Below are 20,847 nucleotides of genomic sequence, written 5' to 3'. Positions count from 1 at the left end.
TCCGGGTCCTCCGGAGAGTGTCCGTATTTCGGGGTGGGCCGGGCATCTTTGTGCGTCGGCCCGTGCACAAGGGGCCGAGGAGGGCCGGGTGACGACCTATGACGATCGAGCGAGCCTCACAGATCTGACGACCACAGCGGAGCGGGTGCGCAGGTCGGTCGAGGGTGTGATCGAGGGCAAGCCTGAGGTCGTACGGCTTTCGCTGACCGTTCTGCTCGCCGAGGGGCACCTCCTGATCGAGGATGTGCCCGGGGTCGGCAAGACGATGCTGGCCAAGGCGCTGGCGCGGTCCATCGACTGTTCGGTGCGGCGCATCCAGTTCACGCCGGACCTGCTGCCCTCGGACATCACCGGGGTCTCGATCTTCGATCAGCAGCGACGCGACTTCGAGTTCAAACCGGGCGCGATCTTCGCCCAGATCGTGATCGGCGACGAGATCAACCGCGCGTCGCCCAAGACCCAGTCGGCGCTGCTGGAGTCGATGGAGGAGCGCCAGGTCACGATCGACGGCACGACCTACGAGCTGCCCGATCCCTTCATGGTCGTGGCCACCCAGAACCCGGTGGAGATGGAGGGCACCTACCCTCTCCCCGAGGCGCAGCGCGACCGTTTCATGGCCCGGGTGTCGATCGGATACCCGAGCGCCGAGGCCGAGCTCCAGATGCTCGACGTGCACGGCGCGGCCTCCCCGCTGGACGACCTGCAGCCGGTGGCGCACGCCCACGACATCGTGAAGCTGATCGACGCGGTGCGCACGGTCCACGTGGCCGAGGCCGTCCGGCGGTACGCGGTGCAGCTGGTGGCCGCCACCCGCCAGCACCCGGACCTCAGACTCGGCGCCTCGCCGCGTGCGACCCTGCATCTGCTGCGCGCCGCCAAGGCGTCGGCCGCACTGAGCGGGCGGGACTACGCCCTGCCGGACGACGTCCAGGCCCTCGCGGTCGCGGTGCTGGCCCACCGGCTGCTGCCGACGGCGCAGGCGCAGCTCAACCGCCGTACGGCGGAGCAGGTCGTGCTGGACATCCTGCAGCGCACCCCGGTGCCGACGTCGGGCAGCACGTCGGCGCCCGCGCAGCCCCAGCACCGGCCCGGCAGCCCGGTGTACGGCGGGCAGCCCGGCGCACGGCGGCTGTGATGACGGCCGGGGCGCCCGGCCCCGTGGACGACAGCGACGACAAGGGCGGCCTGCGGGCGGCGCTGAGCGGACTCACCACACGGGGGCGGTCCTTCCTGGCCGCCGGTGTGGCGGCGGCGGTCTGCGCCTACGCGCTGGGCCAGGGCGACCTGCTCCGGGTCGGCCTGCTGCTGGCGGTGCTGCCCCTGGTCTGCGTGACCGTGCTCTACCGCACCCGCTACAGGGTGGCGGGCAGCCGGCGGCTGTCGCCTTCGCGGGTGCCGGCGGGCTCGGAGGCGCGGGTCCATCTGCGCATGGACAACGTCTCCCGGCTGCACACGGGTCTGCTGATGCTCCAGGACCGCGTGCCGTACGTCCTGGGCCCCCGGCCCCGGTTCGTACTGGACCGGGTGGAGCCGGGCGGCGTACGGGAGGTCTCCTACCGGGTCCGCTCGGACCTGCGCGGGCGCTATCCGCTGGGGCCGCTGCAGCTGCAGCTGAGCGATCCGTTCGGGATGTGCGAGCTGACGCGTTCCTTCAACGCCTACGACACCCTGGTGGTCATCCCCCGTACCGAGCCGCTGCCGGCGCTGCGGCTGGCCGGGTCGGCCACCGGGTACGGCGACGGCAGGCAGCGTTCGCTGGCTCTGGCCGGCGAGGACGACATCATTCCGCGCGGCTACCGCCACGGGGACGACCTGCGCCGGGTGCACTGGCGCTCCACCGCGCGCTACGGCGAGCTGATGGTGCGGCGGGAGGAACAGCCGCAGCGGGCCAGGTGCACGGTGCTGCTGGACACCCGGCGGATCGCCTACCAGGGGACCGGGCCCGGCTCGGCCTTCGAATGGGCGGTGTCCGGGGCGGCGTCCGCGCTGGTGCACATGCTGGAGCGCGGCTTCGCGGTGCGGCTGCTCACGGACGAGGGGAGCGTCGTGCCGGAGGAGGGCGCCGACGGCTTCGCCGGGTCGACCCAGGACTCCGCGGACTCGGCTGGTCTGATGATGGACTCCCTCGCGGTCGTCGACCACTCCGACGGCGGCGGTCTCTCCCGCGCGTACGACGTGCTGCGCGGGGGCGACGAGGGGCTGCTGGTGGCGTTCTTCGGCGATCTCGACGAGGAGCAGACGGCGGTGGCGGCCAGGATGCGGCAGCGCAGCCGAGGGGCCGTCGCGTTCGTGCTGGACGGCGACGACTGGGCGCGCGGTGCCGAAGCCGTGCCGCCCGCGCCGGTCTCCGACCGCCTGCGGCTGCTGCGCGAAGCGGGATGGACGGCGGTGGCGGTGCCACCCGGGGTGGAGCTCGCCCGGCTCTGGCAGCAGGCGGGCCAGGACGGCGGCGCGCAGTCCTCCGTGGCAGGAACGACGACAGGGCTCTCCGGGGGATGGTCATGAGCGGGCGTACCCGACTGGCGCTCTGCGCCTTCGCGGCCACGATGATGGCGGCGGGGTCCCTGCTGCCCCTGGTCGAGACGTCGAAGTGGGTCCTGCAGGCAGCGTTCCTGCTGGCCGTCCAGAGCGGTGTGGGCGTGCTCGCCCGCCGGGTGCGCCTGGCGCGGGTCCTGACGGTCTCCCTCCAGGTGCTCGTCACCCTGCTGACACTGACCGTGGCGTTCGCCAGGGAGTACGCCCTGTTCGGCGTGGTGCCCGGGCCCCAGGCAGTCCAGGGGCTCGCCGAGCTGCTGACCATGGGCGCCGACGACGTCAACAGGTACGCCATTCCCGCACCGGCGACGGACGGCATCCGGCTGATGCTGATCGGCGGGGTGCTCCTGATCGGGCTCACCGTGGACGTCCTCGCGGTGACCGTCCGCGCCGCGGCCCCGGCCGGTCTGCCGCTGCTCGCCCTGTACTCGGTGGCGGCAGGGCTCTCCGACGGCGGGGCGGGCTGGCTCTGGTTCCTGCTCGCGGCGTGCGGTTACCTGCTTCTGCTGCTGGCCGAGGGCCGGGACCGGCTGTCCCAGTGGGGGCGGGTCTTCGGCGGGGTCTCCCGTACGTCGGGCGGTCTGGCGGCCGGCCTGGACGGGTCCGGGCGCGCCGTGGCGTCGGTCCGTACGGGACGGCGCATCGGCGCGGTGGCGCTGGGCATCGCGCTGGCCGTGCCCGCGGCCCTGCCCGCCCTGGACGGCGGGCTGCTGGGCGGCGCGGGAGGCGGGTCGGGCAAGGGCGGCGGCGGGGGCACGATCTCCGCGGTGAACCCGCTGGTCTCCCTGCAGAACAACCTCAACCAGCCGGAGAACCGGGAGGTGATGTCGTACCGCACCAACTCGGGGAGCCCGCAGGACTTCTATCTGCGCATCCTGGCTCTGGACCAGTTCAGCGGCGGCGAGTGGCGTCCGTCGACCCGCCGGCTGAGGGATGTCCCGGACAGGCTGCCGCAGCCGGCCGGGCTGAACGGGGACGTCGCCGTCACCGAGGTCAGGACGAACATCTCGGCCTCGCGCTCGTACCAGCAGACGTATCTGCCGCTCCCCTACCCGGCGAGCGAGGTGGACGTCCAGGGCCGCTGGCGGTTCGAGCCCGAGGGGCGCACCCTCGTCGGCGACGACGGGCAGACGACGCGCGGCGTGCAGTACAAGGTGAGCAGTCTGCTGGTGGAGCCGACGGCCGCGCAGCTCGCGGGGGCGATGGAGCCGCCTGCGGACCTGGTCCGTGAGTACACGCGGGTGCCCGGGTCGCTGCCCGATGTCGTCGAGGAGACCGCGAAGCGGGTCACCGCGGGCGCCGCCGACGACTACGAGCGGGCCGTGAAGCTCCAGGACTGGTTCGCCTCGGAGGGCGGTTTCCGCTACGACACGACGGTGACCTCGGGCACGGGCGGAGCGGCGATCGAGCGTTTCCTGCAGGCGAAGGAGGGCTTCTGCGTCCACTTCTCCTCCACCATGGCCGCGATGGCCAGGACCCTGGGCATTCCGGCCCGGGTCGCGGTGGGCTTCACGCCCGGCACGGTCCAGGCGGACGGTTCGGTGTCGGTCGGGCTGCGGGACGCGCACGCCTGGCCCGAGCTGTACTTCGAGGGTGTGGGCTGGACCCGCTTCGAGCCGACACCGTCCCGGGGCACCACCCCGGCGTACACGCTGCCGGACGCTCCCTCGCAGGACCCCAGCGATCCGGCGCTGCCGACGGACGGGGCCTCCGCTGCCCCCAGCGACACCCCCTCCACCTCGGAGTCCTGCCCGGCGCAGGAGCGTCAGCAGGGGCAGTGCGGTGCGTCCACGGCTCCCGGTGTGACGGACTCCGCCGGCCCCGGGACCCCGGCGGGCACGGTGGCGCTCTGGGTGCTCGGCTCCCTGGCGGTGCTCACGCTCCCGCTGGTGCCGATGCTCTGGCGGACACGGGCCCGGGGCCGGCGGCTCGGCTCCTCGGGAGGGCGTACGGCCGCCGATGCCGCGGCCAGGGTGATGGCCGCCTGGGACGAGATCACCGATTCGGCCTGGGACCACGGGATTCCGCCGGACGAGTCGCTGACCCCTCGCAAGGCCGCGGCGCGCGCCGTACGGCTGGGACGGCTGGACGGCCGGGCGGCCGCTGCGGTGCACCGGGTCGCGGGCGCGGTGGAGCAGGTGCTGTACGCGCCCGGGCCGGGCACGGCCTCCGCACCGGCCGAGGACGTACTGGCCGTCCGGGCGGGGCTGTGGGCCTCGGCCGGCCGCTGGGGCAAGGTACGGGCGACGCTCGCACCGCGTTCGGCCGTCCGGGTGATCTGGGCGGCATCGGAACGCCGGACGGCGTTCGGCCGCCGGTGGTCGGACCGTGTGGGACGGGAGCGCTTGGCGGCGCGGCTGCGCCGCCCGTCCCGGCAGCAGGGCTGACCCCCTGGTTCCGGGGGCGGGGGCGGGGGCGGGGGCGGGGGCGGGGGCATCCGGGGCCGGGGGCATCCGGGGGCCAGGGAAACCCATGCCGGGGAAATCCATGGCCGGGGCATCCTGCGCCCGGGGCCGGCCGCAGGCCGGTCGGCCCCGGCCCCGGATGCCGGGCCGGACACCGCCTGCCGGGGCGAGACGCACGTGAGGGGCGGTCGCTGTGAAGCGACCGCCCCTCACGTGTGAGGTCCAGCGTCAAGTTCTCGGTGTGCGCGATCCGCGTCCGGGGCCGGTGGCTGAGGCTGTCCACCGCCGGCCTGGAGGCGGAAGGCTCACTGGCCCTGTTCGTCGCGGCGGCGCTGCCACCGCTGTTCGATCCGGTTCATCATCGACCGGCGCTGCCTGGGATGTCGGCGTTCGCCTCCGCCCCCGCTCGCACTCCCTGCCGGCTGCTGCTCACCGGGCTTCGGCGCTTTGCGCCATCCGGTGACCGCCAGCACGGCACAGCCCAGCATGACGAGGAAACCCGCCACACTGACCCAGGTCTGCTGGAAAACCATTCCGGCCATGAGGAGCGCGATACCCACCAGAAAACCGGCTACCGCCTGGTAGACCCGTCGCCGGGTGTACCTGCGCAGCCCGCTTCCCTCAAGCGCTGTAGCGAACTTGGGATCTTCGGCGTACAGCGCTCGCTCCATCTGCTCGAGCATTCGCTGCTCGTGCTCCGAGAGCGGCACGGAGTCCTCCTCGTCGTCGGCCGCGGGGGCGACCGGTATGCGGCCCTTCCAGGATAGGCAGGGATTCGCCCCCGTGAAACCCGCCCTCTAGCCATAGCCAGTCCGGACCGCCATTTCGGCTCGGCTGCTGAGGCGTAGATTCCCCGACCTCCGATCCGTCATGCCGGATGGTGTCACCCGATCATACGGGGCCCGCGGCCCGATCGGGTGTTCCAGGCTGTACTCCGTCTGCAGCTGCGTTGCTGATCAGCCGGGCCGCCGCCGGTTCCGGGGCCGTACTCCGCCGGTGTCACGTCACGGCTCAGGCGCGCTTCTCTCCCAGAACGTGCAGCTGGGTCGCCACCGAGTGGAAGGCCGGCAGTTCCGCGACGGCCGCCTCCAGCCTGAGGAGCTCCTCCATCGCGCCCGGTTCCGTGTCCACGAGAACGCCCGGCACGAGGTCGGCGAAAACCCGCACAGCGTGGACCGCGCCGACCTCGATGCCCGCGTCGCCGACCAGTCGGGTCAGCTGGTCCGCGGTGAACCTGCGGGGCACGGGGTCGCCGTCGCCCCAGCGTCCGGCGGGGTCCGTCAGTGCCTGCCGGGCCTCGGCGAAGTGTCCCGCGAGCGCCCGGGCCAGGACGGCGCCGCCCAGGCCGGCGCCGAGCAGGCTCAGCGCTCCGGACGGGCGGAGCGCGTCGACCGCGTTGCGCACGCCCTCGGCGGGGTCGTCCACGTACTCCAGGACGCCGTGGCACAGGACCGCGTCGTAACCCGCGCGGTCCACCACCTCGAAGAGGCCGAGGATGTCGCCCTGGACGCCCCGGACCCGGTCGGCGACACCGGCCTCCTCGGCGCGGCGCTCCAGCGCGAACAGGGCGTTCGGGCTGGGGTCGACGACGGTGACCCGGTGGCCGAGCCGGGCGACGGGCACGGCGAAATTGCCGGTGCCGCCGCCGGTGTCCAGCACGTCCAGGGCTTCCCTGCCGGTCGCCTTCACCCGGCGCTCGAGAGCGTCCCTGAGGACCTCCCAGACCACGGCGGTACGGAGGGAGGCTCGGGGGCGCAGCTGGTCCGACACGGCAGTTGACTCCTCGGCACGGTGCCGCCACGGACGGCGGAGCGTGAACGGTGCAGGTGGTACGGGTGCTCTCCACCCTATTGCCTCGCACCGCCCGCACGGTCACCCCGCGTCGGGCCGCTGCCGCCCGGGCCCGTCCCTGCGGGGCTGTGGAAGGACGGGCTGGAGGACCAGCATCCGCTCGACCAGGCGCAGGAACATGGCCGCGTCACGCAGCAGGTCGTCGGCGTCGCGGCTGGTGGCCGCGCCGGGTATGCCCGCTTCCGCACGGGCCCTGCGCGGGGCACCGGAGGCGAACAGGGCGCTCCACTCGGTGAGTTCCGGTGCGATGTCCGGGAGGACCTCCCAGGCGCTGCGGATCCGCTCCCTGCGGCGCCTGCCGGTTTCGGGCCGGCCGCGGGCGGCGAGCACGGCGGCCGCGGTGCGCAGCGCGGCGAGGTGTGCGGTGGCGTACCGCTCGTTGGGCACGTCGAGGACGGCGGCCTCGTCCAGTCCGGCGTGTGCCTGGGCGAGCAGATCGAGCGCGGCGGGCGGCGCGGTGGTGCGGCGCAGCACGGGGTGGACGTCGGTTGCCGGACCGGTCAGTGAGGGGGCAGGGCTGCCTGCGCGGCGCCGCGGGGCGGCGGCTGCGGACGAGCTGGCCATGACGAACCTCCTGTCGTCGTGTGACGGCTCCGTGGCCGTATGTGTCCATCGTGACTGCCCCCACTGACAATCCCTCAGGTCCCGCCTCTGACCAGGCACTTTGCTTCGAGCGCGAGTTCGGGCTAGCTTTTTGCACTGACTGGTCAGTTCAAAAACTTGGGGGTGGGGTCGTGGACAGCCCGCACGGGGCGTCGCTGAGCGCCGAGGACTTCGGGCTGAAGGGCCCGCGCGGCTGGGCCTTCCGGGGAGTGGAGTTCAGCGCGGATCCCGGATCGCTCGTCGCGGTGGAAGGGCCCTCCGGCTCCGGCCGTACGTGTCTGCTGCTCGCGCTCACCGGCCGGATGCGCTCCACGCAGGGCCACGCCGAGGTCGGCGGTGAGCGCCTGCCCGGACGGCTCGCCGCCGTACGCGGGTTCAGTGCCCTCGGCCCGGTCCCCGGCGTGAGCGACCTGGACCCGTCCTTCACCGTGGCCGAGCACCTTCGGGAACGGGCGCTGCTGCGGCGCCGGTTCGGCGGTTCGCCGCGCGCCCTCCTGCGGCCCCGCGCCGAACGCGCCGCCACGGCGCGGGCGACGATCGACACCGCGCTGGAGGCCGCGGGTCTCGACCTCGCGGAGCTGCCCAAGGCCGAACGGACCTCCGTACGGGACCTGGAGCGCCTGGAGGCCCTGCGCCTGTCCGTCGCCCTCGCCCTGATGAGCCGTCCGCGGCTCCTCGCGGTGGACGACACCGACCTCAAACTCTCCGCCACGGACCGCGCCCTGGCCTGGGAGCTGCTGCGCACCCTCGCGGCCGACGGCACCACCGTGCTGGCCGTGTGCAGCGAGTCCCCCGAGGACGCGCTCACCGTGCGCACCCGCCCGGCGGCGGAGACCGATACGCCCGACGACACCACGACCGGGAAGGAAGCGGACGATGCGATCGCCGAGACTGGCCGCGCTTGAGCTGAGGCGGTTCGGCAGGGGCCGGATGCCCCGCGCCGCACTCGTGGCCCTCCTCCTGCTGCCCCTGCTGTACGGAGCGCTCTACCTCTGGTCCTTCTGGGACCCGTACGGGCGGCTCGACCGCATCCCCGTGGCGCTCGTCAACGACGACAAGGGCGCGAGCACCGGGGGCGAACACCTCGCGGCCGGTGACGAGATCACCGGCAAGCTGCTCGACTCGAAGGTCTTCGACTGGCACGAGGTCGGCTCCGCCGAGGCGGAGAAGGGCGTCGAGGACGGGACGTACTACCTCTCCCTGACCATGCCCGCGGACTTCAGCAAGCAGATCGCGTCGAGCGGCGGGGACTCCCCCGAGACCGGCGCCCTCGAGGTCCGTACGAACGACGCCAACAACTACATCGTCGGGCAGATCTCCAGGACGGTCTTCGCCGAGGTCCGCGGCGCCGCGTCGACGAAGGCCTCGCGCGGCTTCCTGGACCGGATCTTCATCAACTTCTCCGGCCTGCACGACTCCACCGCGAAGGCGGCCAAGGGGGCCGACGACCTCGAGAGCGGTCTGACGAAGGCGAAGAAGGGCTCCGAGGATCTCGCGGACGGCCTCAGGAACGCGAAGTCGGGCAGCGGCACGCTCTCCACCGGCGTCACCAAGCTGAACAAGGGCGCGGGCGACCTGGAGACGGGTTCCAAGCAGGTCGCCGGCGGTACCCAGCTGCTCGCCGACAAGGTCAACGCCGTCGCCGGGGACGTACGCCCCTTCCTGAAGGACAACGGGAAGGCCATCGGGGACACGGCCCGGCTGGTCGCGGACTCCTCGAAGGCCGTACGGGACAACCTCGACCTGCTGGTGGAGGCGGCGCCCACCGCCTCGGCCGCAGCCCACAAGGCCTCCGACGACCTGACCGAGGTCTACCGCCTCCGCTGCGAGGAGCAGCCGCTCCCCGACCCCGGGGTCTGCCCGCAGCTGAAGCGCGCCAAGACCGCGGCCGAGGACGTCGCCAAGGTGTCCGACGACGTGAACGCACTGGTCACGAACCAGAAGGGCGACCTCACCAAGCTGCGCACCCAGCTGACCGACCTGGAGAAGCAGGCCGACGCCCTGGCGAAGCGGGCGCCGGACCTGGACTCGGACCTCGAGTCGGCCGTGAAGAAGATCAACGCGCTCAACACCGGTGCGCACAAGGTCGCCAAGGGCGCCGACGCGCTCCACACCGGCCTCGGCACCGCGAAGACGGGGGCCGAGGACCTGGACGCCGGCGTCAAGAAGCTCAAGGCGGGAGCCAAGACGCTGGACAGCGGGCTGTACCGGCTGGGCGACGGCTCCGCGACGCTCGCGCAGGGTCTGAACGACGGGGTCGGCAAGATCCCGGACTACGACAAGAAGGACCGCGACGCCCGTACCGGTGTCATGGCCGACCCCGTGCAGCTGGCCTCCTCCTCGCTGCACGCGGCGCCCAACTACGGCACCGGCTTCGCCCCGTACTTCATCCCGCTCTCGCTGTGGGTCGGCGCGATGGTGGCGTACATGCTGATCCAGCCGCTCAACCGGCGGGCGCTCGCGGCCGGGGCCCCGGCCTGGCGGATCGCCTTCGCGGGCTGGCTGCCCGTCGCCGCGACGGGCCTGCTCCAGGTCGCCGCCCTGATGTCGGTACTGCACTGGCAGCTCGGGCTGCAGATGGCGCACGCCGCCGGGACGATGGGCTTCCTGGCGCTGGTGACCTGCTGCTTCGCCGCGATCGTGCAGTGGCTCAACGCCCGCTTCGGCGCGGCGGGCCGGATCCTCGTCCTGGCGGTGCTGATGCTCCAGCTGACCTCGGCCGGGGGCACCTACCCCGTCCAGACCAGTCCGGGGTTCTTCGGGGCGATCCACCCCTACCTGCCGATGACCTACGTCGTGGAGGGGCTGCGCCGGCTGATCACGGGCGGCGGACTCGGCCCGGTCTGGCAGGGCTGCGCGGTGCTGCTGGCCTTCACCGCGGGCGCGCTGGCGCTGACCGCGCTCTCCGCCCGCCGCAAGCAGGTGTGGACCCTGGACCGGCTGCACCCGGAGCTGAGTCTGTGACCGCGACGGAACCTGTGAGAATCGGGGGCATGGACAGCAGTAGCACCACGCGCCGCCAGGTCACCCGGCAGAAGCTCTACGAGGCGGCGGTGACCCTCATCGCGGAGAAGGGGTTCTCCGCGACGACGGTGGACGAGATCGCCGAGCGCGCCGGGGTCGCCAAGGGCACGGTCTACTACAACTTCAAGAGCAAGACCGAGCTGTTCGAGGAACTGCTGCGGCACGGTGTCGGGCTGCTCACCCAGTCGCTGCGGTCCGCCGCGGACGCGACGGAGGAGCGCGGCGGCACCCGCGTGGAGGCGCTGGACGCGATGATCAGGGCCGGTCTGGTCTTCATCGACCGCTACCCGGCCTTCACCCAGCTGTACGTCGCCGAGCTCTGGCGCACCAACCGCGCCTGGCAGTCGACCCTCCTGGTGGTGCGCCAGGAGGCCGTGGCCGTCGTCGAGGGGGTGCTCCGGGAGGGCGTCGCGGGCGGCGAGCTCAGCGAGGAGATCGATGTCCAGCTGACGGCCGCCGCGCTGGTCGGGATGGTCCTGGTGGCTGCGCTCGACTGGCAGGCGTTCCAGCCGGAACGGACGATCGACGACGTGCACTCCGCGCTGTCGCTGCTGCTGCACGGCCGGGTCAGCGGGCGCTGACCTCGCGCACGAAACGCCGGTCCGGTGGAATTCGATCCCCCCGAATTCCGCCGGACCGGCGTCCCGTACGGCCGCGGAGCCCTCCCCCGTGACCCCGTGTCCCCCGTGGTCCCGGAGCTCCGCGTCGTGCGCCCCCGTTACGTCCGGGGTGCCGCGCCGTTCCGCCGCCCCGTGCCGGCGGTCCGGGCGCCACGCCCCTTCCGTGGTCTCCACTCTTCCGTCCGCGCAGGTGGGGGCCCATCCGCATCCCTACTCATCTCCCGCACTAGGTAGAGATACTCAGGCCTGTGCGGAAGGGCCCACCCCCGCGTCCCGCGACTGGTTACGATCGCGTCCGTGTCCGTACTCCCCCTGGTGTTCACGAGTGGCTGGGCGAGCGGGATCAACGCCTACGCGGTGGTCCTCCTCCTCGGCCTCTTCGGCGCGACCGGTCTCGCCGACGAGGTGCCCGAGTCCCTCCAGCGCACCGATGTGCTCGTCATCGCCGGTGTGCTGTTCCTGTGCGAGGCGGTGGCCGACAAGATCCCGTACGTGGACTCGGCCTGGGACACCGCGCACACGGTGATCCGGCCCGTGGCGGGCGCGGTCGTCGCGGCGCTGCTGGCCGGGGGGAGCGGGTCGCTGCCGGAGCTCGCGGCGGGCGCCATCGGCGGCTCCACCGCGCTGATGAGCCATCTGGTGAAGGCCGGGACCAGGATGGCGGTCAACACCTCGCCGGAACCCTTCAGCAACGTCGGGGTCAGCGTCCTGGAGGACCTGGGGGTCGCCGGGATCATCACCTTCGCGGTCTTCCACCCTGTGGCCGCGGCCGTCATCGCCGGGACCCTGCTGCTGCTCGGACTACTGGTCCTGGTGTTCCTGGCCTCCCGGATCCGCCGGTTCCTGCGCCGCAGGGCCCGGCGCCGCGAGGAGAGACATCCGGCCGGAGCGGGCGGGCCCTGGCCTCACGGATGAGCTGTCGGTGGCACCCCTTAAAGTCACTGACATGGCACGAATTGCGGTGATCGGCGCCGGGACCGGCGCGATGGCGGCGGCTGCCCGGCTCTCCGTGGCAGGCCACCGGGTGACGGTGTACGAGCGGTCGGAGACCTACGGCGGCTCGCTCGGGCGGTATGCGCGTGAGGGCTTCGTCTTCGACACCGGCCCCGGGCTGCTGCATCTGCCCGCGGTCTACCGCGACCTGTTCGTGAAGACGGGCAAGGAGAGCCTGGAGCAGTGCGTCACGCTCTCCCAGGTCGACCCGGCGAGCCGCCATCTCTTCGCGGACGGCACCGAGGTGTCGCTGCCCAACGCCTCACGGGCCGGCGCGGTCGGCGCGCTGGACCGCTCGCTCGGCGAGCGGTCCGGCGCCCGCTGGGGAGACTTCCTGGACCGGGCGGGCACCGCCTGGAACAGGTCGCGCAGACCGCTGCTGGAGGAGCCGCTGCCCGAGGACCCGGGAGTGCTCGGCCGCGATCCCTACCCCGCGCTGCGCCGCCGCAGGCTGCTGCGCGCCGCCCGGCAGGCGGCGACGGTGGCGGAGGTGGGCGCCTGGGAGCTGGCGGACCCCCGCCTGGCGGCCCTGCTCGACGGCTACGCCCTGTCGTACGGCCTCGACCCGCGCCGCGCCCCGGCCGCCGCGGCCCTCCTGCCGTACATGGAGGAGACCTTCGGCACCTGGTACGTCGCGGGGGGCATGCGCGCGCTGGCCGACGCGGTGTACGAGCGGTGTCTGGCCCGCCGGGTGGAGTTCGTCTTCGGCGCCGAGGCGGTCCGGGTGCGGGAGAAGGACGGGCGGGCCGCGGGGATCGAGCTGGCGGACGGCAGGTGTGTGGAGGCAGACCACGTGGTCGTGGGCGTGCAGCCGGGGCCCGGGCTCCTGCCCGTCCGGGAGGAGCGGACCGCCGGGGCGCCCGCCGCTCCGGTGCCGGGCCGCTTCCTCGTCCTGCTGTCGCTGCGCGGCGCCCGGGAGGCCGGCGCGGTGCACCGGACGCTGGTGCACGCCGCGGACCCCGGCGCGGAGCAGGAGGCGGTGTTCGGCGGCGGGGTGGCGGAGCTCCCCACGGTGACGGTGCTGCGCCCGGACGATCCTGCCACCCGCCCCGACGAGGACCACGAGGCGGTGACCCTGATGGCGACGGTGGCGCCGCACGGTCCGGTCGACTGGACGGACACGGCGCTGCGCGAACGGTTCGCGGAGGTGGTGATCGGCCGGGCCGCCGAGGCGCTTCCGGGCCTCCGCGAGCGGATACTCCACGCCGAGGTGCGCACGCCCGCCGAGACCGCGGCCGACACCGGCGCCGAGGGCGGTTCGGTGCCGGCTCCGGCCCTGGCGGGGGCCGGGGGTGCGTATCTGCACTCCGGGAACCGCACCCCGCTGCCGGGTCTCTATCTGGCGGGCGGCTGGTCGCATCCGGGCGGCGGGACGGCCCACGCCGGGATGTCGGGGGCACTGGTCGCCGGACTGGTCGTGGAGGGTGACGGCTTCCGCGGCTCGCAGTGAGCCCGGCTCCGGCGCTCCGGAGCCGGCCGGCGGGTCAGTAGCGGTACTGCTCGTTCTGCCCGGTGTCGTACCCGTTGCCGTACGGGGCCTGGACGGGCGCCTCCGGCGGCAGCGGGGGGTACTGGTCGGCGTCGCGCTGCTGCGGGACCCAGACACCGCCCGGCGGGGTGTCGGTGTACTGCCCGTTGGCGTACGGGTCCGTGGGCTGCTGCTGGGTGCCGTAGGAGGGGTCGTAACCGCCGCCGTAGCTGTCGTACGTGGCGTACTGCCCGGTGCCCGCGGCGGTGTCCGTGCCGAGGTACGGGTCGGAGTAGGCGGCATAGCCCGCCTGGCCCGTGCCGTAGTCGTACTGGCCCACGTAGGTGCCCTGGTCCTGGTACGTCTCCTGGCCCTGGTAGCCCTGGCCGCCGTACGGGTCCTGGGGGGCCGGCTGACCGTAGCCGTTGTACGGGTCGTAGCCGGCGTACTGGGGCTGGGGTTCGCCGTGCTGGTCCTGCCGGTCGTCGCGGCCCGCCGGGACGGGGTCGGTGTAGATGCCGTACTGCCCGGTGTCGTCCGGCAGCGGCTCCGGTTCGTAGACCGCCGAGGGGGCGGCGGTCTCCGCCTGCTGCTGGTCCCCCTCGTACTCCACGCCGGAGACCTCGAGTGTGGGCTTGCGGCTCTCAGGGCCGCCCGCCCCGCGCCGGCGGCGGCTCTCACCGGGGCTGCCGCCTATGGCCCAGCCCGTCGAGAAGCCGCGCCGGAAGGAGAGCGTCACATACGTCTGGCCCGTCGCGAAGGCCACCGCTCCGACGGCGATCACCAGCACGGAGGGGATCAGAACGCCCAGGACCACACCGAGGAAGCCGGCGAAGGCGAGCAGCCGCCAGCGCAGGCGTGCCTTGTACTGCAGCAGCACCTCGCCCAGCAGCCACAGCGCCACTATGCCGAATGCGATGTAGAGGACCGTCCAGCCCACGCCCGCCCCCTCCTACGGCCACCGCCCCGGTTGGTGGCGGGTACGGCCGGTCAGGACTGCTTGTGCAGTCCGAGATTCTCGTAGATCTCGAGTGTCGCCGTCGAGTTGTTGAGCGTGATGAAGTGCAGCCCCGGGACACCCTCGGAGAGCAGTTTCGCGCAGAACTCCGTGGCGAACTCGATGCCAATGGAGCGTACAGCGGCTGGGTCGTCCTTCGCGGCGAGGATGCGTTCTTTCAGTGAGGAAGGCAGGGACGCGTTGCTGAGCTGCGCGAATCTCTCCAGCTGCTTGACGCTGGTGAGCGGCATCACCTCGGGAATGACCGGGGTGTCACAACCCGCAGCGACCACACGGTCACGCATCTGCAGATAGCTCTCCGGGTGGAAGAACATCTGGGTGATCGCATAGTCGGCACCGGCGCGGCACTTGTCCACGAAATGACCGATGTCGGAGTCCCAGTCGGTGGATCGCGGATGCATTTCGGGAAAAGCCGCGACGCCGACGCAGAAATCACCGGCTTCCTTGATCAGCCGGACGAGGTCCGCCGCGTACCGCACACCCTTCGGGTGTTCGATCCACTCGCCCATCGGGTCGCCGGGCGGGTCGCCGCGCACCGCGAGGATGTTGCGGATCCCGGCGTCGGCGTACTGCCCGACCATGTTGCGCAGCTCGGCCACCGAGTGGTCGACGGCGGTGAGGTGGGCGACCGGGGTGAGCGTGGAGTCCGCCGCGATCTGCTGGGTCGCCCGGACGGTCCCGGCGCGGGTCGAACCGCCCGCCCCGTACGTCACGGAGACGAAGCTCGGTCCCACCGCCTCGACCCGGCGCAGGGCGTTCCAGAGGTTCCGTTCGCCCTTCTCGGTCTTGGGCGCCCAGAACTCGAACGAGAACGACGTCTCGCCGGTCGCGAGCAGCTCACGCACCGTACGCGCGTGATCTGTCCTGGTGGAAGGTGTGCCAAGGGCCATAATGGGAGGTTAACCAGGGCCCGGCGGTACCCCAACCAGAGAGGGGGAATTGCCCGGAATGAGGTAGGTTTTGTCCACCCCTCGGACACCCTGCCGGACGCTCCCTCGGACACCCTGCCGGACGCCCCGTCGGTCGCTCCCCCGGGCGCCTTCCCGGACCGGCCCCGGATCTCGGCTCAGAGGGCGCGGGCCCGGATCCGCTCCGCGAGCGAGGCGGCCGCCCGGCCCGGATCCGCCGCCTCGGTGATCGCCCGTACGACCACGACCCGGCGGGCTCCGGCGTCCAGCACCTCGTCCAGATTGCCCGCGTCGATCCCGCCGATGGCGAACCACGGGCGCGTGGGGGCGAGCGAGGCGGCGTAGCGCACGAGGCCGAGGCCCGGGGCGTGCCGGCCGGGCTTGGTCGGGGTGGGCCAGCAGGGGCCCGTGCAGAAGTAGTCGACGCCCGCCTCTGCGACGGCGGCGTCGACCTCGGCCTCGGCGTGGGTGGAGCGGCCGATCACCACGTCGCCGCCCAGGACGGCGCGGGCGGCGGGAACCGGCAGGTCGCCCTGTCCGAGGTGGAGCACGTCGGAGCCGATGGCGTGGGCGACGTCGGCCCGGTCGTTCACGGCGAGGAGCGCGCCGTGGCGCTTGCAGGCGTCGGCGAACACCGCGAGGTGTTCGAGCTCCTCGGCCGCCTCCATGCCCTTGTCCCGCAGCTGCACGATGTCCACGCCGCCGGCCAGCACGGCGTCGAGGAACTCGGGGAGGTCGCCCTGCCGCTTGCGGGCGTCCGTGCAGAGGTAGAGCCGGGCTCCGGAGAGCCGGTCGCGAGGCGTGGACATGAAGATTTCCCCCGTCGGTACGTCGTTGGATCACTGCTGCGGCGGCTGCGCGCCCGTACGTCGGTGGATCGCCGCGCCGGCCGCCCGGTAACGGCGGAGTGCGGGCCGTGTGTGCCACGGCCCGCACCCCACTCACGGTCGTCCGGTCAGACGGCGAGCGCCTGGGCCCGGCGCTTCACCTCCGTACCGCGATTCTCGCTCAGGGCCTGCGCGGGGGTGCCGGGCAGGGTCGGGTCGGGGGTGAAGAGCCAGTCCAGCATCTCTTCGTCGTTGTAGCCGTCGTCCCTCAGGAGCGTCAGGGTCCCTGCGAGACCCTTGACCACCTTGTCGCCGTCGATGAAGGCGGCAGGCACCTGGAGCGTCCGGTTCTCACCACGGCGTACGGCGATGAGCTGGCCTTCCTTGACCAGCTGCCGTACGCGCGTCACCTCGACATCGAGCATTTCCGCGATGTCGGGAAGGTGGAGCCAGGCGGGGACGAGAGCATCGATCTTTACGTCAATCTCGGTCACAAGGACAAGCGTGCCATCCCGGACCGACAGTCGGTACCCGGGCCGCCCGTACGAGGCCGTGGCTACCCCTGGAGCACCGTCGATTTCAGCGGTACGGACGAGTCGGCGGCCCGCACCGGATCGATCCGCGCCCCCGCCTCGACGAGCTTGCGCCCCTGCGCCAGGTCCCGCGGCCGGCTCACGGCCAGCACGGCGACGAGGACGCCCTGCCGCAGCCAGCAGACCGTCCAGGACGGGTCCGCCGGGTCGCCCCGCCACAGCAGCGTGTCGGCGCCCGCGTGGTGGCCGGCGTACTGCACGAAGCGGCCGAACTGCTCGGACCAGAAGTAGGGCACCGGGTCGTACGTCCTGACCGCACCGTCCGCGAGGGCGGCGGCGACCGTCCGGGGCCCCTGCAGGGCGTTGTCCCAGTGGTGGACCAGGAGCCGCTCCCCGTAGCGGGCGGACGGGAAGGACGCGCAGTCGCCCACCGCGTGGACATCGGGCAGCGAGGTGCGCAGCGAGCTGTCCGCGGTGACCGAGCCGTCCGGGCCGAGCGCGATGCCCGAGTCCTCGAGCCACCCGGTGGCGGGCCGGGCGCCGATGCCGACGACCACCGCTCCGGCGGGGATCACACGGCCGTCCGCCAGGTGGACGGCGCCCTGCTCGACGCGCGCGACCCGGGCGCCGGTGAGGAGTTCGGCTCCGCTCTCGGCGTACCAGGCGGCCATCGGCTCGGCGACCTCGGCGGGCATGGTGCCCGCGAGGGGACGGTCGGCGGCCTCCACGACGGTGACCGCGCAGCCGGCCGCGCGGGCGGCGGTGGCGAACTCCGCGCCGATCCAGCCCGCTCCGACGACGACCACGTCGTGCTGCCGCTCCAGGACGGGCCGCAGCCGTGCGGCGTCGTCGAGGGTGCGCAGCAGATGGACTCCGGGCACGCCCTCGGAGCCGGGCAGCCCGACGGGCTCGGCGCCGGTGGCGAGGACCAGCACGTCGTAGGCGACGGGCCCCTCCGGGGTGTCCAGTTCGTGCGCCCCGGCACGCAGACCGGACACGTCGAGCCCCAGGCGCAGCGTGATGTCCAGGGCCTCGAAGTCGACGTCGAAGGCGGAGTCCTCCGCCTTGCCGAGCAGGACCGCCTTGGACAGGGGCGGCCTGTCGTACGGCTGGTGCGGTTCGGCGCCGATCAGGGTGACGGGGTCCGTGAAGCCCTGTTCGCGCAGGGCCACGGCCGTCTGCACCCCGGCCATGCCGGCGCCCACGATCACGACTCCGTGCGGCCGCCGTCCCACTGCCGGGTCCTGTGTCTGCTCGCTCACCCGTCCACCCTAGTCACCTGACGCATCGTCAGCTCACGAGCTCCTCAACCACGCTCGTCCCGCTGCCCTCCTGGGACTCCCACGCCCATGTCTCGTCCAGCCGCACCCGTCCGTCCAGGAGCTCGGTGACCGTGGAGGCGCAGTGGCCCGAGGAGGTCGTCCCGTCCTGCTTGAGCTGGACGTATCTGAAGTCGAGGGTGTCCCCCTCCCGGGTGCCGACGAGGTGCCCGCGGACGACGTCGCCGCCCGCGTACTCGGCCCAGATCCGGCCGTCCTGCTCGTGGTACGTGAAGCGGGTCCGGGTCCCGACCTGGCCGGGGGCCTGGTCGGCGACCGGCGAGAGGACGAGTCCGTCGAGTGAACGGGCCACGGGTACCGCTCCCTTACTGGCCGTGCGGGGTGGGGTCTAGGCTGGCCACCGTAAGGCACTCGCGGGAGTCCGGACGCACCGGGCTGAGAGGGAGGCTGACCGGCCTCCGACCGTACGAACCTGATCCGGGTCATGCCGGCGAAGGGAGGGGCTGGACGCCCATGCGCATCTCCGCGGACATCTCCGCAGACAGTTCCGACGTCCTGGTCGTCGGAGGCGGCATCATCGGTCTGGTGACCGCCTGGCGGTCGGCCCAGCACGGCCTGCGCACCACGCTGGCCGATCCGGAACCGGGCGGCGGCGCCGCCCGGGTCGCGGCCGGGATGCTCGCCGCCGTCACCGAACTCCACTACGGCGAGCAGACGCTGCTCGGTCTCAACGTGGCCTCCGCGGCACGCTATCCGGCGTTCGTGGCCGAGCTGGAGGAGGCGAGCGGGCAGGGGACCGGCTTCCGCGCCTGCGGCACCCTCTCCGTCGCGCTGGACTCCGACGACCGGGCGCACCTGCGGGAGCTGCACGCCCTGCAGCAGCGTTCCGGGCTGGAGTCCGAGTGGCTCACCGGCCGCGAGTGCCGCCGCCTGGAGCCGATGCTCGCCCCGGGCGTGCGCGGCGGTCTGCGGGTCGACGGCGACCACCAGGTGGATCCCAGGCGGCTGGCCTCGGCCCTGGTCATCGCGTGCGAGCGGGCGGGGGTGGCGTTCCGCCGCGCCTGGGTCCAGCGGCTCTCCGTCACGGGCGGCCGGGCGACGGGCGCGGTCCTGGCGGACGGTACGGAGCTCGCCGCCGGCCAGGTGGTGCTCGCCGGGGGCAGCCTCAGCGGCCGGCTCGAGGGCGTGCCCGAGGCGGTCGTGCCGCCCGTACGCCCGGTCAAGGGCCAGGTGCTGCGGCTGACGGTGCCGCCCGCGTACGCCCCCTTCCTCAGCAGGACGGTGCGGGCCGTGGTGCGCGGCAGCCAGGTCTATCTGGTCCCGCGTGCCGACGGTGAGCTGGTGGTCGGTGCGACCACCGAGGAGCTGGGCTGGGACACCACGGTGACCGCGGGCGGGGTGTACGAGCTGCTGCGGGACGCCCATGAGCTGATGCCGGGCATCACGGAGCTGCCGCTGACCGAGACCCGGGCCGGTCTGCGGCCCGCCTCGCCGGACAACGCGCCGCTGCTGGGCCCCACGGCGCTGCCCGGACTGCACCTCGCCACCGGGCACCACCGCAACGGGGTGCTGCTGACCCCCGTCACCGGCGACGTGATGGCCCATGTGCTGACCACCGGCGAGCTGCCCGAGCCGGCCCGGCCCTTCGCGCCGGACCGCTTCACCGCCGCGTCCCCGTCCTCCCCCGAAGACACCGCCCCCGCGCCGCAGGAGCAGCCCGTATGACACAGCCCGTGCCCGCCGATCACCCCGTCCGCGTCTCCGTCAACGGGGAACACCGCTCCCTTCCCTCCGGCACCGCCCTGGACACCCTGGTCGCACAGCTGACCACGGCTCCCTCGGGTGTCGCCGCCGCGGTCAACGAGGCCGTCGTCCCACGCGGCCAGTGGCCGGCCACCGCGCTCGCCGACGGCGACCGCGTCGAGATCCTCACCGCGGTCCAGGGAGGCTGACCATGTCCGACGACCTCTTCACGCTCGGTCCCACCGCGTTCTCGTCACGGCTGATCATGGGGACGGGCGGAGCACCCAGCCTGGACGTGCTGGAGCGCTCCCTGATCGCCTCGGGCACCGAACTGACCACCGTGGCGATGCGCCGGCTCGACCCGACGGTGCAGGGCTCGGTGCTCTCCGTCCTGGAACGCCTCTCCATCCAGGTCCTGCCGAACACCGCGGGCTGTTTCACCGCGGGTGAGGCCGTGCTGACCGCCCGGCTGGCCAGGGAGGCGCTGGGCACCGACTGGATCAAGCTGGAGGTCGTGGCCGACGAGCGCACCCTGCTGCCCGACCCGATCGAGCTGCTGGACGCCGCCGAGATCCTGGTCGACGACGGCTTCACCGTCCTGCCGTACACCAATGACGACCCGGTCCTGGCCCGCAAGCTCCAGGACGTGGGGTGCGCGGCGATCATGCCGCTGGGCTCCCCCATCGGTTCCGGGCTCGGCATCCGCAACCCGCACAACTTCCAGCTGATCGTCGAGCAGGCCGGGGTCCCGGTGATCCTGGACGCGGGCGCCGGGACGGCGTCGGACGCGGCGCTGGCGATGGAGCTGGGCTGTGCCGCTGTGATGCTCGCCTCGGCGGTGACCCGGGCGCAGGAGCCCGAGCTGATGGCGGCGGCGATGCGGCACGCGGTGGACGGCGGGCGGCTGGCCTACCGGGCGGGGCGCATCCCGCGCCGCCATTTCGCCGAGGCGTCCTCGCCGGCGGAGGGCCGCGCGGTGCTCGATCCGGAGCGCCCGGCCTTCTGAGATCCGGGCCACGGCGGCGGTTCCCCGTCACAG

At 73.1% G+C, this 20,847-nt stretch carries 20 protein-coding genes and 1 riboswitch; of the genes, 11 read left to right on the top strand and 9 right to left on the bottom strand.

Features of this window, described 5'->3' with window-relative positions; genetic code table 11:
- The first annotated feature begins 88 nt into the window (after positions 1-88).
- From ACIRD8_RS02830 to ACIRD8_RS02820, 3 genes are read left to right on the top strand one after another with little or no spacing between them, the layout of a single operon-like run.
- Entirely contained in the window at positions 89-1,135 is a 1,047-nt protein-coding gene (locus ACIRD8_RS02830) for an AAA family ATPase (protein WP_403985274.1), read from the top strand.
- Positions 1,135-2,505 carry a DUF58 domain-containing protein gene (locus ACIRD8_RS02825; RefSeq protein WP_403985272.1) on the top strand — a complete coding sequence of 457 codons (1,371 nt, stop codon included), beginning with the start codon at positions 1,135-1,137 and terminating at the stop codon, positions 2,503-2,505. The genes ACIRD8_RS02830 and ACIRD8_RS02825 overlap by 1 nt, the downstream gene beginning before the upstream one ends.
- Positions 2,502-4,922 carry a transglutaminaseTgpA domain-containing protein gene (locus tag ACIRD8_RS02820; protein WP_403985270.1) on the top strand — a complete coding sequence of 807 codons (2,421 nt, stop codon included), beginning with the start codon at positions 2,502-2,504 and terminating at the stop codon, positions 4,920-4,922. Before ACIRD8_RS02825 ends, ACIRD8_RS02820 begins: the two co-directional genes overlap by 4 nt.
- A gap of 323 nt (positions 4,923-5,245) precedes the next feature.
- On the opposite strand, the gene ACIRD8_RS02815 is transcribed toward ACIRD8_RS02820, so the two are convergent.
- From ACIRD8_RS02815 to ACIRD8_RS02805, 3 genes are all read right to left on the bottom strand, one after another.
- Positions 5,246-5,650 (bottom strand): DUF3040 domain-containing protein, encoded by a 405-nt coding sequence (locus ACIRD8_RS02815; RefSeq protein WP_033303312.1) that lies wholly within the window; start codon positions 5,648-5,650, stop codon positions 5,246-5,248.
- 301 nt (positions 5,651-5,951) lie between these two features.
- A complete protein-coding gene (locus ACIRD8_RS02810) occupies positions 5,952-6,710 on the bottom strand; it encodes a class I SAM-dependent methyltransferase (RefSeq protein ID WP_403985268.1) in 759 nt (252 codons plus the stop codon).
- A gap of 102 nt (positions 6,711-6,812) precedes the next feature.
- On the bottom strand, positions 6,813-7,355 hold the full coding sequence (locus ACIRD8_RS02805; protein WP_403985266.1) for an SAV_6107 family HEPN domain-containing protein: 543 nt from the start codon (positions 7,353-7,355) through the stop codon (positions 6,813-6,815).
- A gap of 170 nt (positions 7,356-7,525) precedes the next feature.
- On the opposite strand from ACIRD8_RS02805, the gene ACIRD8_RS02800 reads away from it, so the two are divergent.
- From ACIRD8_RS02800 to ACIRD8_RS02780, 5 genes are all read left to right on the top strand, one after another.
- Positions 7,526-8,299 (top strand): ATP-binding cassette domain-containing protein, encoded by a 774-nt coding sequence (locus ACIRD8_RS02800; protein WP_403985264.1) that lies wholly within the window; start codon positions 7,526-7,528, stop codon positions 8,297-8,299.
- A complete protein-coding gene (locus tag ACIRD8_RS02795) occupies positions 8,271-10,358 on the top strand; it encodes a YhgE/Pip family protein (protein ID WP_403985262.1) in 2,088 nt (695 codons plus the stop codon). Before ACIRD8_RS02800 ends, ACIRD8_RS02795 begins: the two co-directional genes overlap by 29 nt.
- 29 nt (positions 10,359-10,387) lie before the next feature.
- A complete protein-coding gene (locus ACIRD8_RS02790) occupies positions 10,388-10,999 on the top strand; it encodes a TetR/AcrR family transcriptional regulator (protein WP_403985260.1) in 612 nt (203 codons plus the stop codon).
- 336 nt (positions 11,000-11,335) lie between these two features.
- Positions 11,336-11,953: a DUF4126 domain-containing protein gene (locus ACIRD8_RS02785; protein WP_403985258.1), complete on the top strand. Its 618-nt coding sequence runs from the start codon at positions 11,336-11,338 to the stop codon at positions 11,951-11,953.
- Between the two features lie 31 nt (positions 11,954-11,984).
- Positions 11,985-13,481 carry a phytoene desaturase family protein gene (locus tag ACIRD8_RS02780; protein ID WP_403985256.1) on the top strand — a complete coding sequence of 499 codons (1,497 nt, stop codon included), beginning with the start codon at positions 11,985-11,987 and terminating at the stop codon, positions 13,479-13,481.
- Between the two features lie 34 nt (positions 13,482-13,515).
- On the opposite strand, the gene ACIRD8_RS02775 is transcribed toward ACIRD8_RS02780, so the two are convergent.
- The 6 genes from ACIRD8_RS02775 to ACIRD8_RS02750 all read right to left on the bottom strand — a co-directional run bounded on the left by ACIRD8_RS02775 (position 13,516) and on the right by ACIRD8_RS02750 (position 18,417).
- Positions 13,516-14,439, bottom strand: coding sequence for a hypothetical protein (locus tag ACIRD8_RS02775; protein ID WP_403985254.1), 924 nt, complete (start codon positions 14,437-14,439; stop codon positions 13,516-13,518).
- A 50-nt stretch (positions 14,440-14,489) separates the two neighbouring features.
- Positions 14,490-15,407, bottom strand: coding sequence for a methylenetetrahydrofolate reductase [NAD(P)H] (gene metF / locus ACIRD8_RS02770; protein WP_403985252.1), 918 nt, complete (start codon positions 15,405-15,407; stop codon positions 14,490-14,492).
- 176 nt (positions 15,408-15,583) lie between these two features.
- Positions 15,584-16,234 carry a thiamine phosphate synthase gene (gene thiE, locus ACIRD8_RS02765; RefSeq protein ID WP_403985250.1) on the bottom strand — a complete coding sequence of 217 codons (651 nt, stop codon included), beginning with the start codon at positions 16,232-16,234 and terminating at the stop codon, positions 15,584-15,586.
- A 146-nt stretch (positions 16,235-16,380) separates the two neighbouring features.
- The gene (locus ACIRD8_RS02760) at positions 16,381-16,746 is read right to left on the bottom strand and encodes an Rv2175c family DNA-binding protein (protein ID WP_403985248.1); all 366 of its coding nucleotides are present in this window, start codon (positions 16,744-16,746) and stop codon (positions 16,381-16,383) included.
- A 62-nt stretch (positions 16,747-16,808) separates the two neighbouring features.
- Positions 16,809-18,047 carry an NAD(P)/FAD-dependent oxidoreductase gene (locus ACIRD8_RS02755; RefSeq protein ID WP_403985246.1) on the bottom strand — a complete coding sequence of 413 codons (1,239 nt, stop codon included), beginning with the start codon at positions 18,045-18,047 and terminating at the stop codon, positions 16,809-16,811.
- A gap of 28 nt (positions 18,048-18,075) precedes the next feature.
- On the bottom strand, positions 18,076-18,417 hold the full coding sequence (locus ACIRD8_RS02750; RefSeq protein WP_403985244.1) for a hypothetical protein: 342 nt from the start codon (positions 18,415-18,417) through the stop codon (positions 18,076-18,078).
- 51 nt (positions 18,418-18,468) lie between these two features.
- Positions 18,469-18,581, top strand: a riboswitch (TPP riboswitch).
- Between ACIRD8_RS02750 and thiO the strand changes: the two genes are divergently transcribed.
- The 3 genes from thiO to ACIRD8_RS02735 all read left to right on the top strand — a co-directional run bounded on the left by thiO (position 18,579) and on the right by ACIRD8_RS02735 (position 20,814).
- Positions 18,579-19,790, top strand: coding sequence for a glycine oxidase ThiO (gene thiO, locus ACIRD8_RS02745; protein WP_403985242.1), 1,212 nt, complete (start codon positions 18,579-18,581; stop codon positions 19,788-19,790). Its footprint overlaps the riboswitch before it by 3 nt.
- Entirely contained in the window at positions 19,787-20,017 is a 231-nt protein-coding gene (thiS, locus tag ACIRD8_RS02740) for a sulfur carrier protein ThiS (protein WP_403985240.1), read from the top strand. The genes thiO and thiS overlap by 4 nt, the downstream gene beginning before the upstream one ends.
- Positions 20,018-20,019: 2 nt before the next feature.
- Entirely contained in the window at positions 20,020-20,814 is a 795-nt protein-coding gene (locus tag ACIRD8_RS02735) for a thiazole synthase (protein WP_403985238.1), read from the top strand.
- Positions 20,815-20,847: the final 33 nt, after the last annotated feature.

The sequence above is a fragment of the Streptomyces sp. NPDC102451 genome (genome assembly GCF_044765485.1).
GTDB lineage: Bacteria > Actinomycetota > Actinomycetes > Streptomycetales > Streptomycetaceae > Streptomyces.
The sequence above is the reverse complement of the archived record's forward strand: the minus strand, read 5'-3'. Positions and strand labels throughout refer to the sequence as shown.